Origin of the sequence: Microlunatus aurantiacus, from assembly GCF_039536605.1 — a bacterium.
Classification (GTDB): Bacteria; Actinomycetota; Actinomycetes; order Propionibacteriales; family Propionibacteriaceae; genus Microlunatus; species Microlunatus aurantiacus.
In genome coordinates, this window is record NZ_BAAAYX010000013.1 from 507,319 (window position 1) to 521,644 (window position 14,326).

A 14,326-nucleotide genomic window follows, 5' to 3' on the forward strand; every position below is an offset into this window, starting at 1 on the left:
TGTCCCGCCATGGCCACCGCCGCGCCGACCCCCGCGGGTGAGGGCCACGTCGCCGCGACCGTCCCGCCGCGCTGGGCCGCTCTGCTGCCCGGCGCCTGGCAGATCCGCCACTACGAACGGCCCTGGCTGCGGGGGGACCTGATCGCGGGACTGGCCGTCGCCGCCTACCTGGTGCCCCAGGTGATGGCGTACGCGGAGCTGGCCGGGCTGTCAGCGGTCCAGGGACTGTGGGCGGCGGTCGGGCCGCTGCTGCTCTACGCGCTCCTCGGCTCGTCGCGGAGTCTCTCGGTCGGCCCGGAGTCGACCACCGCCTTGATGGCCGCTGTGGGCATCGCCACCGTGACGGCGGGCAACACGGCGCTGGCCGCCACGGCGGCCGCCGCCCTGGCCGTCGGCGTCGGGGTGATCTGCCTGGTCGGGTGGCTCGCCCGCCTCGGGTACGTCGCCGACCTGCTCTCCAAACCGGTGCTGACCGGTTACATGGCCGGCATCGCCGTGCTCATGATCGTCAGCCAGCTGGGCAAGATCACCGGGATGAAGGTGCCGACGGGCAGCACGTTCGCCGAGATCGCGTACGTGGCGACCCACCTGCGGCTGGTCGAGATCCCGACGCTGATCCTGAGCGCCGTCGTGGTGGCGGCGCTGCTCACGGGCCGGGCCCTGCGGCCACGCTGGCCGTGGGTGCTGATCGTGATGGTCGCGGCCGCCATCGTGGTGGCGGCCGTCGGCGCCGAGCGGTTCGGATTGGCCGTGGTGGGCGAGGTCCCTCGGGGTCTCCCGGTGCCGCGGGTGCCCGACTTCGCGGCGCTGGACCTGGTCCAGGTGGCCCTGGCGGCCACGGGCATCGCCGCCGTCGGCTTCACCGACAACGTGCTCACCGGGCGGGCCTTCGCCACCCGGGACGACCCGCCGGTCCGGGCCAACCAGGAGCTGCTGGCGCTCGGGGCGGCCAACGTGTCGGCCGGTCTGCTACAAGGGTTCCCGGTCAGCAGCAGCGGCAGCCGGACGGCGGTGATCGTCTCCAGCGGTGGCCGCAGCCAGGTCGCCGCCCTGACCGCGCTGGTGGTGGTGGTCGCCACGCTGCTCTTCCTGGGGCCGGCCCTGGAGACGTTCCCGCTGGCCGCCCTCGGCGGGGTCGTCGTGTACGCCGCGACCCGCCTGGTCGACATCGCCGGCTTCCGCCGACTGGCCCACTTCCGGACCAGCGAGCTGGTGCTGGCCTTCGCCACCACCGTCGGCGTCCTCGCGGTCGACGTCCTCTACGGGATCGCCATCGCCATCGGGCTGTCGGTGCTCAACCTCCTGCGCCGGATCGTGCGGCCGCACGACGCGGTGCTCGGGTTCACGCCCGGGTTGGCCGGCATGCACGACGTGGAGGACTACCCCGGCTCCACCCAGGTCCCGGGGCTGCTCGTCTACCGCTACGACGCGCCGCTGTTCTTCGCCGACGCCGACAACTTCCGGACCCGGGCCCTGGTGGCGATCGACGAGGCCGAGCAGCCGGTGCGCTGGTTCGTGCTGAACGCCGAGGCGAACACCGAGATCGACTTCACCGCCGCCGACGTGCTGGAGGAGCTGCGGGCCGAGCTGGTCGACCGGGGCATCACCCTCGCGCTGGCGCGGGTGAAGTTCGAGGTCCGCGAGGACCTGCAGAAGGCCGGTCTGATCGACGCCATCGGCGCGGACCACGTCTTCGCCACCCTGCCGACCGCTGTCGAGGCGTACCGGGCCTGGGCAGCGGCGACCGGGTAGGAGGCGGGAGGGCTCTACTCCGCGGTCACGCCCAGGCGGACCGTCATCCGGCGCAGGGCCGAGGTCTCGTCGTACGCCGAGCTGATCAGCCAGGCGCCCGCGTAGAAGACGGCAACCGGGAACACCACGGTCAGCAGGACCAGCGACAGGGCGAAGGTGATCATGCCAGGCTCCGGCGGGCGATCGACGCTTCCTCGAGCCGGCTGACCGCGCGGCCGATGATCGACGTCTGGTCGAACAGCGCGTTGATCAGCCAGGCGAAGCCGAGCAGCACCAGGAGCGGGAGGGCCAGGGAGAACAGCGTCAAGGCGAGGGTGGTCACGGAGCACGACTTTCTGGTCACGTCGACGCGCGGTCGACACAGCGGTGGCTGCACAACCCCGACGTCATGCCTGACACCTCACGGTAACAGGAAACTGACAACGATGTCAGGTTGCAGCCGGCGTGATCCTGGTCGCACGCCACGCGACCAGGACCTCGTGCCAGACCCCTCAGACCGCCAGCCGGGCGACGCCGATCTCGACCCGCTGTCCGTCCCCGACGGCCACGGACGCTCCCGGGGCCGCACCGACCACCAGCTCGGCGGCCAGGGTCTCGCTCCTGATCAGCTCGGCGTGGGTCTGGACGGCGGCCCGTACGGAGGCGTCCCCGTCCAGCGTCAGGGTGATCCGGTCACTAACCTGGAGCCCGGCGTCCCGCCTGGCCTGCTGCACCGCCCGGACCACGTCGCGCGCCAGACCCTCGGCCGCGAGCTCGGGGGTGACGGCGCAGTCCAAGATCACGAAGCCGCCCCCGGGCAGCATGGCCACCGCCCGCTGGTCGCTCGGGTCGGCGTCGGCCACGACAGTGCTCAGCGCGTACTCCCCTTCCAGCAGGGCGATCCCGCCGGCCACCACCGCGCCGTCGCCGTCGACCGACCAGTCGCCGGACTTGCTGCCCTTGATCGCCCGCTGCACCTCACGACCGAGCCGCGGCCCGGCGGACCGGGCGTTGACCTGGAGGGTCTGCTGCACCCCGAAGGCGCCCTGGTCGGCGTCGGCGAGATCGGTCAGCACCAGCGACTTCACGTTCAGCTCGTCGGTGATCAACCCGGCCAGCTGGTGCAGCGACGCGGCGTCGTCGGTGACCACGGTGAGGGTGGCCAGCGGCAGCCGGACCCGCAGACCCTCGGCCTTGCGCAGGCCGGAGGCGGTCGAGCACACCTCGCGTACGCGGTCCATCGCCACCGCCAGCCCGGCGTCGCTCTCGCCCTGGACAGAAGGCCAGTCGGTCAGGTGCACCGAACGCCCACCGGTCAGCCCGCGCCACACCTCCTCGGCCGTCAACGGCAGCAGCGGGGCCACCACCCGGGTGGTCTGCTCCAGCACCGTGTAGAGGGTGTCGAACGCCGCCAGGGACGCCTCGGACTCGCCGTCCCAGAAGCGGTCCCGGGACCGGCGGATGTACCAGTTGGCCAGCACCTCCAGGAACGACCGGGTCGCGTCGCAGGCCGCGGCCACGTTCAGCGTTTCCAGCTCGTCACCCACCTGGGTGGTGAACTCGTCCAGCTTGGCCAGGACGTAGCGGTCCAGCACGTCGGTCGACGCGCGGCTGACCTGGGCCTCGTAGCCCCGACCGCCCTGCGCGGCGTTGGCGTACAGGGTGAAGAAGTAGTACGCGTTCCACAGCGGGATCAGCACCTGCCGGACACCCTCGCGGATGCCCTGCTCGGTGACGATCAGGTTGCCGCCCCGCAGGATCGGGGAGGACATCAGGAACCAGCGCATCGCGTCGGCGCCGTCGCGGTCGAAGACCTCGTTGACGTCGGGGTAGTTGCGCAGCGACTTGGACATCTTCTGCCCGTCGCTGCCCAGCACGATGCCGTGGCTGATGGCGCTGCTGAACGCCGGCCGGTCGAACAGCGCGGTGGCCAGGATGTGCATCGTGTAGAACCAGCCGCGGGTCTGGCCGATGTACTCGACGATGAAGTCACCGGGGAAGTGGTGCTCGAACCAGTCGGCGTCCTCGAACGGGTAGTGCACCTGCGCGTACGGCATCGAACCGGAGTCGAACCAGACGTCGAGGATCTCGCTCACCCGGCGCATGGTCGAGCGGCCCGTCGGGTCGTCCGGGTTGGGCCGGGTCAGCTCGTCGATGAAAGGCCGGTGCAGATCGGTCACCTCGACCCCGAAGTCGGCCTCCAGCTCGGCGATCGAGCCGTAGACGTCGACCCGCGGGTAGCTCGGGTCGTCGGACTTCCAGATGGGGATCGGGCTGCCGAAGTAGCGGTTGCGGCTGATCGACCAGTCGCGGGCGTTGGACAGCCACTTGCCGAACTGCCCGTCCTTGACGTGCTCGGGCACCCAGGTGATCTGCTCGTTGAGCTCGACCATCCGGTCCCGGAAGCTGGTCACCGAGACGAACCAGCTGGAGACGGCCTTGTAGATCAAGGGGTTCTTGCACCGCCAGCAGTGCGGGTACGGGTGGTCGTAGGTCTCCTGGCGGAGCAGCAGCGTGCCCGGCATGACCGAACCGGACGGCGTGCCCCGAGTGGTCGCCTTGAGGTCGTCGATGATGAGGCCGTTGGCGTCGAACACCTGCAGGTTGGCGTAGTCGGGCACCTCGGAGGTGAAGCGGCCGGCCGCGTCGACGGGCACCACCGGGGTGATCCCGGCGGCGTCGGTGACGATCTTGTCCTCCTCGCCGAACGCCGGCGCCATGTGCACCAGCCCGGTGCCGTCCTCGGTGGTGACGTGGTCGCCGGCCAGGATCACGTGCGCGTTCTCGCTGTTCAGGAAGTAGGAGAACGGCGGCGTGTAGCGGCGGCCGAGCAGCTCGGATCCCTTCACCCGTTGGACGATCCGGGTCGCAGCGTCCTCGCCGAGCTCGCGGGTGTAGCGCGGCAACAGCGCCTCGGCGATCAGGTAGCGCTCGCCGTCGCCGTGCTCGGGCGTGCCCTGCACCACCACGTAGTCGATGTCGGTCCCGACCGCGATCGCCTGGTTGCTCGGCAGGGTCCACGGCGTGGTGGTCCAGATCAGCGCCAGCTCACCGGTCTCCAGCCGGCAGCCGACGGTGACGGCGGGGTCCTGCCGGTTCTGGTAGACCTCGTCGTCCATCCGCAGCTCGTGGTTGGACAGCGGGGTCTCGTCGTTCCAGCAGTAGGGCAGCACCCGCAGCCCCTCGTAGACGAGTCCCTTGTCGTACAGGGACTTGAAGGCCCACAGCACGCTCTCCATGAAGGTGATGTCGAGGGTCTTGTAGTCGTGCTCGAAGTCGACCCAGCGGGCCTGCCGGGTGACGTAGGCCTGCCAGGCGTCGGTGTACTGCAGCACCGAGGTGCGGCACGCGGCGTTGAACGCCTCGATGCCCATCTCCTCGATCTCGTCCTTGGTCTTCAGCCCGAGCTGCGACATGGTCTCCAGCTCGGCCGGCAACCCGTGGCAGTCCCAGCCGAAGCGGCGCTCGACCCGCCGGCCGCGCATGGTCTGGAAGCGCGGCACGATGTCCTTGACGTAGCCGGTCAGCAGGTGCCCGTAGTGCGGCAGGCCGTTGGCGAAGGGCGGGCCGTCGTAGAAGACGAACTCGTTGGCGCCGTCCGCACCGGTCGGGTTGCGGTCCACCGAGGCCCGGAACGTGTCGTCGGCCTTCCAGAAGGCCAGCACGCGCTCCTCCATGGCGGGGAAGGAGGGGGCGGCCGGCACCGGCGTCCGGTCGTCTGCTCCGGTGGTCACCCTGGGGTAGGTCGTCATCGCGGTCTCTCTTCGTCTGCTCGTACGGTTCAGCTGCTCGTACGAGGACGATGTCTCCACCGCGGTACCACCTCGCTTGCCGGCCTCCCACGAGATCTCCTCGCGAACGGCCGACCGCTCGTCGCGGGCTGTCACGGGCCCACCCGTCCGGTTCTAGTGCGGGACCTCGCTCGTCACGACGCGCGGTCCCGGTTCTTCCGGAGGCTCACCGGTGATAGCCGGATCACTGCCTGTGGCCCCGATTCTAGCCCCGCCGCCCCGCCTCCCTCACCCGCCTTTTGCACCGCTATCCACACCAGGTGTGGTTTTCGCTCCAGAACTCTGGGCAGAATCGGGCATGTTCACCGGACTCTCGACCATCCTGAGCACCCCGGACCTACCCCGGCTGGTGGCGTTCTACACCGCCGCCCTCGACGCCGAGGTTTCCTACCGGTTCCCGCCCGAGGGCGATCCGGGTTATGTGGCCCTCACCCTGGCGGGCGCCAGTCTCGGCATCGCCGCCGACCCGACGTCGGCAGCAGCCGACGGTCCGCAGCGGCACGCCCTGTGGCTCTACTGCATCGACGCCGATGCCGCGGCCGCACGGCTGGTCGCGGCCGGCGGCACGTTGGTCAGTCCGCCGACGGACATGCCCTGGGGCGAGCGGGTCGCCGACCTCCACGATCCGGACGGCAACCTGCTGCACGTGGCCCACCAGGTCGGCTGAGCCGAAGTTCAGGAGCAGAACCCACGTCAGATGTGGATAGCGGTGCAAAAGTCGGGTGGGGGGTCAGCCGGTGGGGACCAGGTTCAGGCGGTGCTCCGTCGCCGCCTCGACGGCGGTGCGGCCGCTCACGAACGGGACCGTCTGGTTGCTCACCCACAACGGTGCCTGGTCGTCGTAGTTCGGGTGGTAGGCGTGACCGGAGGTACCGCTCTGGTTGATCCACCGTGAGCGGTCCAGGTCGGCCAGGTCCACGACCATCCGCATGGTCGGACCCGCGGTCACCCCGTAGCCACGGGTGTCGTCGAACGCCATTGCGTTGACCACGGCCGGCCCGCCGCCGACCGACCAGTCGCCCCGGTTGAAGAGGCGCTCGATCGGGCCGATGCCGCTCGAGCCCAACGTGGAGTGCCGCAGCGTGACGCGGTGCAGCTTGCCCCACTGCCACCCGTCGGTGTCCCGCGACATCAACGACGTGAGCTCCTTGCGGGCGTCCGTCATCGCCGCCCGCAGGATGTCGTCCCGCTTCTCCACCACGTTCTCGGTCCGGGCGTCGTCCCACCAGACGTTGTTCGGGTCGTCCAGCAACGTGGTGAGCACCGCGTTCCACCGGTCGCCGCCGGTCGGCCACAGCTCCTCGGGCATCTGGTCGCGGAAGGTGCGCTCCAGGATGTCGTGGACGACCACGAAGAAGTACGCCGCCGCAGCCGAGTCCTCGGCCGAGGAGTAGTCCCAGCCGACCAGGGTCTGCTGCCCCTCGGCCACCCACGGGTCGGCCAGCTTCAGCTTGAGCAGCCGCGGGACCAGGACATCGGCGAACCGGACGGTGTCGTCGCCCTGCAGGGCTAGGCTCTGCTCGACACTCAGCCTTGGGTTGGCCTTCAGGGCGTCGACGATCTCCTGGCTCCGCCACCCGTAGGAGTAGGTGGAGCCGAGGTGCCGGCCGTAGCCCTTGCCGATGATCTGGTTGTTGGCGGTCACCACGAACCCCTCCTCGGGGTTCTCCGCCCAGGGCAGCTCGTCGAAGGGGATCAGCCCCTTCCAGTCGAAGTCGGTGTCCCACCCGGGCGACACCGTGTCCCCGTCCCCGCGGCCACGCTCCGGGATGGCCCCGGGCAGCTGGTAGCCGATCGTGCCGTCGGTGCCGGCGTACACGAGGTTCTGCGAGGGCGTGGCCAACAGCTTGGCGGCCGCCCGGAACTCGGTGAAGCTGCTGGCGGTGTCGATCCGCAGGAGGGCGTCCATGGTGCGGTTGGGCTGCAGGCCCGTCCAGGCCAACGACACCGCGTACGCGTCGTTCCCCTCCCCCGCCGCCGCCGTCCCGACCTGACGGAGGTCCTCGCTCGCGTCGGAGAGCAGCGGCCCGTGCCGCGAGCTGCGGACGGTGATGGTCCGCGGGGTGTCCTCACCAGCGACCTTGATCTGCTCGGTGCGCACCTGCAGCGGCTGGTAGACCTCGCCGACCCGGACGGTGTCGCCGCGCACCTCCTCCAGGTAGAGGTCCTGCGCGTCGACGTAGCTGGTGGTCAGGCCCCAGGCCATCGAGGCGTTGCGGCCGATGACCACGCCGGGCATGCCGGAGAAGCTGAAGCCGGTCACCTCGAAGGGGCAGGCCTTGGAGACGGTCCGGCAGTGCAGTCCGATCTGGGTGAACGTGGACGGGATGGACGTCGCCAGATGGGGGTCGTTGGCCAGGATCGGCTTGCCGGTGGTGGTCCGGTCGCCCGACACCACCCAGGAGTTCGACCCCGTGGCCCCGTCGACCGTGCGGTCGGCGACCAGCGTCGGCACGGAGGCCAGCCGGCGGGCGACCGTCCGCAGCACCTCGCTGTACGTGGTGGTGTCCCTCTCGGACAGCCCCCGGGGCAGCACCCGGCGGGAGCCGGCGTCGGCGTCGGGGTCGAAGGCACCCGCGCGGACGGCCCCCGAGGTCAGGATCGGGTCGAAGTTCTTCAGCGGGTAGTCCTGCCACAGGTCCGCGGTCTGGTCCGGACCGACCCGGGCCAGCATCAGCGAGGTCTCGACCTCGCGGTCCATGTTGGCGCCGAGGTCCCACGCCATCGCCTTGACCCAGGCCAGCGAGTCGACCGCCGTCCAGGGCTCGGGGCTGTAGTCGAGTCCCTGCAAGCCGAGCAGGCTGTACTCCAGCGAGATGTCGGCCGGCGAGTGGGACTGCAGGTAGGCGTTGACGCCGTCGGCGTAGGCGTCCAGGTAGCGGCGGGTGCTGGCCGACAGCAGCTGCAGCTCCTGCTCGGCCACCCGACGCCAGCCGAGCGTGCGGATGAAGGTGTCGGTCTCGACCTGGGAGGGCCCGAACAGCTCGGACAGGCGGCCGGCCGTGATGTGCCGGCGGACGTCCATCTCGAAGAACCGGTCCTGGGCGTGCACGTAGCCCTGGGCCTCGAAGAGGTCGTCGGCGTTGTCGGCGTAGACGTGGGCCACCCCCAGGCCGTCCCGCAGGACCTCGACCGGGCCGTTCAGACCCGGCAGACTGATCTCGCCGTCGATCTGCGGGTACGACCGGCGCACCGTCGCCGCCGACACGCCGGCCAGACCGACCAGGGCGAGGACGACCACGATCGCGGCGAAGAGCAGCCAGCGAGGTTTGCGGAGCACGCGGCAGATCCTAGGTGCTGAGGGCCGGCGTTTCGGCGACCGCCTTAGCAGTCGGTATGCTTGAGTGCTAAAGCGTTTCGTGCTGACTCCGGCACGTAAGGTCCAGAAAGAGATCCGGATGCCTACCTACCAGTACCGGTGCACCGAGTGCGGCAACGAGCTCGAGGCGGTGCAGAAGTTCACCGACCCCGCCCTCACCGAGTGCCCCACCTGCGCCGGTCAGCTCCGGAAGGTGTTCAACGCCGTGGGCGTGGTGTTCAAGGGCAGCGGCTTCTACCGCACCGACAGCCGCGCGGACGCCAAGTCCGGTGCCGGCTCGGGCGCCAAGGCCGACAACGGCTCGGGCACGTCGGAGAAGAAGACGGCCGACGCGTCGTCGACCACCGAGAAGTCCGCCGGCGGCTCGGAGAAGAAGTCCGACAGCGGCACCAAGCAACCCGCCGCCGCCGGCAGCAGCAGCGGCACCAGCGGTGGCTCGAGCAGCTCCAGGGGCAGCTCCGGCAGCGGTTCGTCCACAGCCGCCTGACCTGCTCGCGGGACCCTGTGGACAACCGCGGTCGATTCCGACCGACGTCCTTAGGTTCCCGGTATGAGATCCCGACATCCCCGCGTGACCCCGCCGGGACGCGGCGGCCCGACGCGTGGGTCCTCGCGTCGCGCCACCCCCCGCAGCTGGGCCGTCGACTTCCGGCGCGCCCTGCGTCGCCATCGGCGCATCCTCGCCGTCCTGGCCACGCTGGCCGCGGTGCTGGCCGGACTGACCGCCCTGGCACCACCGAGACCTGACACGGTCGCGGTGGTCACCGCCGCCCGGACCCTGTCCGGTGGCGCGACCGTGCGAGCCGAGGACCTGGACCGTACGCAGCTGCCGCCCGGCGCCGTGCCGGACGGCGCCTGGACCGCGCCGGACGACGTGATCGGGCAGACGCTCGCGGGGCCGGTGCCCGCCGGGCAGGTGCTGACCGCCACCGCGCTGCTGCGCCACCGCGCGACCCGAGGCGGCACCGTGGTCGCACCCCTGCCGCTGGCCGACGACCGGGTATCGGGACTGCTCCAGGCCGGCGACCAGGTCGACGTGCTGGCCGCCGACACCCAGAGCGGGAAGACCCGGGTGGTGGCCTCGGCCGTCCGCGTCGTCACCGGCGCGATCGCGGCCACCGGCGACGTGTCGGGCACCGGCGGGCTGGTGCTGGTGGAGGTCCCCCCGGCCACGGCGACCGCGCTGGCCGCCGCCGCCTCCACCAGCGTCCTGAGCGTCGTCTGGCGCTGACCGTAGCGCCGTCGTCACGAAAGACTGCTAACGTCTCGCGCTGACAGCGGACTCATCCGGAGCGCCGCCGTACACCTAGCGAGGCACCACCATGGCCAACAAGACGCTCACGGGCTTCAAAGAGTTCCTGCTCCGCGGCAACCTGGTCGAACTGGCCGTCGCCGTCATCATGGGCACCACCTTCGGCGCGGTCGTCACCGCCTTCACGGCGATGCTGATGGACATCATCGGCAAGTTCGGCGGCGTGCCCGACTTCTCCTCCACCTCCGTGGCGGGCATCAGCGTCGGCGCCTTCCTGACCGCGCTGCTGACCTTCCTGCTCACCGCAGCGGTCGTCTACTTCGCGGTCATCACGCCGTACAACAAGTTCTCCGACCTGCGCAAGAAGGACGAGCCCCAGGCGGCCGCCTCGGCCGAGGACCTGCTCGGCGAGATCCGCGACCTGCTGCGGGAGCAGGCCGGCAAGGGTCCGAACACCCTCTGAGGCACCTCGCGCGTCGTCAGCTGCCGTGATGGGGTGGGCGATCCGCCAGCAGCCGACGGTCGTCGGCCGTCAACGCCCGGTCAGTCACCACTGGCCGGGCGTTCGTCGTCAACGGCCCCAGCTCGACCAGGGTGGCCCGCCAGGCCGCGGCGAGCTGGGCCGGCCCGAGTCCCCGCCGCAGGTCGTCCGGCACCGGGAACGGCCAGGGTCCCGCCGCCCGCGCCTCGCTCACCCGGGCGCGGACTGTCTCCACACCCCCCAGCTCGACGATCAGCGCCGCGACCCGAGGAGTGCCCGGCTCGGTCAGCGGCCGGACGGGCGGACCCAGCAGCGCGTACGCCAGCGCCGCGTGCCACCGCCCGACGGCATCGTCGACCGCGCCCCCGCCCGACCCGTCGTCCGTCACGGCCGGCAGTCTAGGGCTGTGACCGGCCTTACCGCCGGGTGGTGGACAGTCGGGGAATACGGCTAAGTAGTTGACGCTTCAACCAGATGTGACTGATCTCCTGACGCACACTGACCACCTGGATCGCGCTGACACGGGGCTCGCCCTCTCCCCCGAGGCCCAGAACCTGCTGTTCCGCGAGGGTCGCACCGCCAACGCCTTCTCCGACGAACCCGTCACCGACGAGCAGATGGCCGCCGTCTACGAGCTGGTGAAGTGGGGCCCGACCGCCATGAACGCGCAGCCGCTGCGCATCGTCCTGGTCCGGACCGAGGACGCTCGTCACGACCTGGTCGCCTCCATGAACGAGGGCAACCGGGCCAAGACCGCCGCCGCCCCGCTGGTCGCGGTGCTGGCCGCCGACGTGGACTTCCACGACGAGTTCCACCGGACCTTCCCCGTGTTCCCCGGCGCCCGTGACGCGTACGCCGCCGACGAGCAGGCCCGGACCGGCACCGCGACGTTCAACGCCGCGCTGCAGATCGGCTACTTCCTGGTCGGCATCCGTGCCGCCGGTCTGGCCGCCGGTCCGATGGCCGGCTTCGACCACGACGCCGTCAGCCGCCGCTTCTTCCCCGACGGCCGCCACCAGGCGCTCCTCGTGGTCAACCTCGGCTACCCGAGCGAGGACTCCTACCGCGACCGCCAGCCCCGGCTCGGCTACGACGACGTCGTGGCCGTCGCCTGAGGCTCGACCTGCTGGGGTGACTGACCCACCCACCAACCGGTGACGCCCCCTTTCGCCGCCTGACGCCCCCTCTGCAGAGGGGGCGTGAGTGCGCGAAAGGGGGCGTCAGTGCTGTTCGGGACCGGTCTGGGCCCGAGGGTCAGCCCTCGATGAGGGTGCCGGAGGTGACGGTGCCCGGTTCGCCGGGATCGGCCAGGGAGCCGGCGCCCACCACGCGGACCCCGGACTCGAACGTCCAGTCACCCTTGACGCTGAGACCGGAAGCGTCCTTCAGGGACGGCGCCCCGGCCGGGAATCGGGCGGAGAACTTGCCGATCGTCTTGTAGAACGCCGTGTCCAGGTCGATCAGCGGCGCCGGGTCCGCGACCCGGCTGAGCAGGCCGTCGGAGCCCACCTCGTAGACGTCGGACTGCAGCAGCAACAGGTCGTTGGTGGTCTTCACCGGCAGGAAGCGCTCACGGCCGACACCGATCGCGGTGGCCCCTTCGAACACCTCGATCGCCGCGCCCATGGCGGACTCGATCTGGATCACCTCGGGTGAGGCGGAGTCGGCCGGGTCCACGGTCTTCTCGTTCTTGATCAGCGGCAGGCCGAGCACCGCGTTGCGCGCGGTCAGCGTGCGGGACAGCACCTCGAGGTCGAACCACAGGTTGTTGGTGTGGAAGTAGGGGTGCCGGAACTCGTCGGTGAAGTAGTGCATCTCCTCGGCCGAGGTCTGGGCGGTGTCCCGCAGGATCAGCTGCCGGTCGGCCTTGCGGATGGCCAGGTGCCCACCCTTGCGGTCAGCGGCGGTCCGGCGGCAGATCTCCGCGGCGTACGGGGCTCCGCTGGCCGCGAACCACCCAGCGATCCGGGCGTTCGGCGCCGCACCGAGGTTGTCGGAGTTCGACACCGAGGCGTAGCGGTAACCGGCGGCCAGCAGCTTGTCCAGCACCCCCGAGGCCATCAGCGCGGTGTAGAGGTCGCCGTGCCCGGGCGGGCACCACTCCATGCTCGGGTCGGCCGGCCACTCCACCGGCGTCAGGTCGTCGGCACGCAGCTTCGGCTCGGAGTTCTGCAGGAAGTCCAGGCCCAGCCCGTCGACCTCGAGATCGGCGTACGGCGCCAGCGCGGCCAGGGTGTCGTCCTGGGTCCGGAAGCTGTTCATGAAGATCAGCGGCAGCCTGGCGTCGTGCGTGGCTCGGGCGCTCAGCACCTGGTCGACGATGATGTCCAGGAACGACTTGCCGTCCCGTACGGGCAGCAGCGACTTGGCCTTGTCCATGCCCATCGAGGTGCCCAGACCGCCGTTGAGCTTGATGATGACCGTCTTGGCCAGCGCGGCGGAGGCGTCGGCGTCGCTCACCTCGACATCGGCGAGCAGATCCGGGTCGGTCAGCGGCTCGATGGAGTCCTCGGCGATGAAGCCGGTGACGCCCTCCTCCAGCTGGCGGTAGTAGTGGCTGAACACGTCGATGGCCTGCTGCGCCACCTGGGCGTCCGACATCTTCTGGCGTGCGAGGGCGAGTCCTTGGTCACTCATGGGCACGATCCTAGGGAACCCTCGTCCGGCGAAGTAACCCCCGGTCCTGCTGGTCAGCCGCTGGTCACCGGGTCTTCGGCTTCGGCGTCAGCGACGCCAGCAGCTCGATGGTGGCCTTGACGATCTGCGCCTGGGCCTCGGCGCGTGGGATGGTCGGGGTGCCGTCGCCCGGTTGGTCGCCGTAGTCGCCGAAGAACGCGTGCACACCGCCCTCGACGACCACGTAGCGCGTCGCCTCGGGGAGCTTCGGCTTCGCCTCGGCGATCTTGGCCGGGGTGGCCAGCCCGTCCGCCGAGCCGGACACCGAGGTGGTGATCAGGTCGGTGCGGGTCAGCTCGGAAGCCGGGTAGGAGGCGTACAGCAGCAGACCGGCGACCGGGTGGTCGTCGGCGTAGGCGGACGCCGCCACCCCGCCCAGCGAGTGCCCGCCGACGGCCCAGTGCCGGATCTCCGGGTGGTTCTCGACCACGCTCGCGGCCTGGGTGCTGTTGGGCAGAGCCAGGTCGAACGGTGGCTTCACCACCGCCACCAGGTAGCCGGCCTCGGCCACCGGGCGCAGCACGTTGGCGTACGCCCGCGGGTCGACCCGGGCCCCGGGCACGAAGACGAGGCCCACGGTCGGGAGGATCGGCTGACCCGTGGTGCTCACGGCGACCTTGCGCATCTCGAACCAGGTCAGTCGGTCGGTCACCTGGATGTCGTCGCCGGAGCGCATGGCCGCTGTCGCTACCGGTGCGGCGGCGAACGGGCGGGCCCAGGCCAGACCGGACGCCAGCAGCACGCAGACGACCAGGGCCGGGACGCCGAGGGCGACCCGGATCCGGGCCCGACGCCGCAGCTGGGCGGGGGTGCGGGCCTGTGGCTGGCCGGAGGCGTCGTCGGCGTACGCGTCGTAGCGCCCGCCGACCGTCAGTGACCCGATGGCCCAGAACAGCGCGATGATGCCGAGGAAGCCGGCGGCGATGGTGGTGGCCAGCATGGCCGGGTGCGCGTTGAGCAGGCTCGACCAGCGGGTCCAGATCAGCCAGACGGCGACGCCGAGCATGGCCGCTCCGACCGGCAGCCAGCACAGCGCCAACGCGACGCGGCTGGTCGTACCGGGCTGGGACACGCGT

General features: G+C 70.8%; 13 protein-coding genes. 6 read left to right on the forward strand and 7 right to left on the reverse strand.

What is annotated here, in order from left to right; all coding sequences use genetic code 11:
- The first annotated feature begins 9 nt into the window (after positions 1-9).
- The gene (locus ABD714_RS16215) at positions 10-1,752 is read left to right on the forward strand and encodes a SulP family inorganic anion transporter (protein WP_344813433.1); all 1,743 of its coding nucleotides are present in this window, start codon (positions 10-12) and stop codon (positions 1,750-1,752) included.
- A gap of 14 nt (positions 1,753-1,766) precedes the next feature.
- On the opposite strand, the gene ABD714_RS16220 is transcribed toward ABD714_RS16215, so the two are convergent.
- From ABD714_RS16220 to ileS, 3 genes are all read right to left on the reverse strand, one after another.
- Positions 1,767-1,916 (reverse strand): hypothetical protein, encoded by a 150-nt coding sequence (locus ABD714_RS16220; protein ID WP_344813434.1) that lies wholly within the window; start codon positions 1,914-1,916, stop codon positions 1,767-1,769.
- Positions 1,913-2,074 (reverse strand): hypothetical protein, encoded by a 162-nt coding sequence (locus ABD714_RS16225; RefSeq protein WP_344813435.1) that lies wholly within the window; start codon positions 2,072-2,074, stop codon positions 1,913-1,915. Before ABD714_RS16225 ends, ABD714_RS16220 begins: the two co-directional genes overlap by 4 nt.
- A gap of 169 nt (positions 2,075-2,243) precedes the next feature.
- Positions 2,244-5,483, reverse strand: a complete 3,240-nt coding sequence (gene ileS / locus ABD714_RS16230) for an isoleucine--tRNA ligase (RefSeq protein WP_344813436.1) — start codon at positions 5,481-5,483, stop codon at positions 2,244-2,246.
- Between the two features lie 337 nt (positions 5,484-5,820).
- Here ileS and ABD714_RS16235 point away from each other — a divergent pair, with 337 nt between their 5' ends.
- A complete protein-coding gene (locus tag ABD714_RS16235) occupies positions 5,821-6,189 on the forward strand; it encodes a VOC family protein (RefSeq protein WP_344813437.1) in 369 nt (122 codons plus the stop codon).
- Between the two features lie 63 nt (positions 6,190-6,252).
- Here the strand turns inward: ABD714_RS16235 and ABD714_RS16240 are convergent, their stop codons facing one another.
- Positions 6,253-8,802 (reverse strand): penicillin acylase family protein, encoded by a 2,550-nt coding sequence (locus tag ABD714_RS16240; RefSeq protein ID WP_344813438.1) that lies wholly within the window; start codon positions 8,800-8,802, stop codon positions 6,253-6,255.
- A 118-nt stretch (positions 8,803-8,920) separates the two neighbouring features.
- Here ABD714_RS16240 and ABD714_RS16245 point away from each other — a divergent pair, with 118 nt between their 5' ends.
- The 3 genes from ABD714_RS16245 (at position 8,921) to mscL (ending at position 10,556) form a co-directional block, all read left to right on the forward strand.
- Complete coding sequence (locus ABD714_RS16245) at positions 8,921-9,328, forward strand: FmdB family zinc ribbon protein (protein WP_344813439.1); 408 nt, start codon at positions 8,921-8,923, stop codon at positions 9,326-9,328.
- A 63-nt stretch (positions 9,329-9,391) separates the two neighbouring features.
- A complete protein-coding gene (locus ABD714_RS16250; protein ID WP_344813440.1) occupies positions 9,392-10,072 on the forward strand; it encodes an SAF domain-containing protein in 681 nt (226 codons plus the stop codon).
- Positions 10,073-10,163: 91 nt separating this feature from the next.
- On the forward strand, positions 10,164-10,556 hold the full coding sequence (mscL, locus tag ABD714_RS16255; protein WP_344813441.1) for a large conductance mechanosensitive channel protein MscL: 393 nt from the start codon (positions 10,164-10,166) through the stop codon (positions 10,554-10,556).
- A gap of 16 nt (positions 10,557-10,572) precedes the next feature.
- On the opposite strand, the gene ABD714_RS16260 is transcribed toward mscL, so the two are convergent.
- Positions 10,573-10,962 (reverse strand): hypothetical protein, encoded by a 390-nt coding sequence (locus tag ABD714_RS16260; protein WP_344813443.1) that lies wholly within the window; start codon positions 10,960-10,962, stop codon positions 10,573-10,575.
- 88 nt (positions 10,963-11,050) lie between these two features.
- On the opposite strand from ABD714_RS16260, the gene ABD714_RS16265 reads away from it, so the two are divergent.
- Positions 11,051-11,689, forward strand: a complete 639-nt coding sequence (locus tag ABD714_RS16265; protein WP_344813445.1) for a malonic semialdehyde reductase — start codon at positions 11,051-11,053, stop codon at positions 11,687-11,689.
- 139 nt (positions 11,690-11,828) lie between these two features.
- On the opposite strand, the gene ABD714_RS16270 is transcribed toward ABD714_RS16265, so the two are convergent.
- Both ABD714_RS16270 and ABD714_RS16275 read right to left on the reverse strand, forming a co-directional pair.
- Entirely contained in the window at positions 11,829-13,211 is a 1,383-nt protein-coding gene (locus ABD714_RS16270; protein WP_344813447.1) for a UTP--glucose-1-phosphate uridylyltransferase, read from the reverse strand.
- Between the two features lie 64 nt (positions 13,212-13,275).
- Positions 13,276-14,322: an alpha/beta hydrolase gene (locus tag ABD714_RS16275; RefSeq protein WP_344813448.1), complete on the reverse strand. Its 1,047-nt coding sequence runs from the start codon at positions 14,320-14,322 to the stop codon at positions 13,276-13,278.
- Positions 14,323-14,326: the final 4 nt, after the last annotated feature.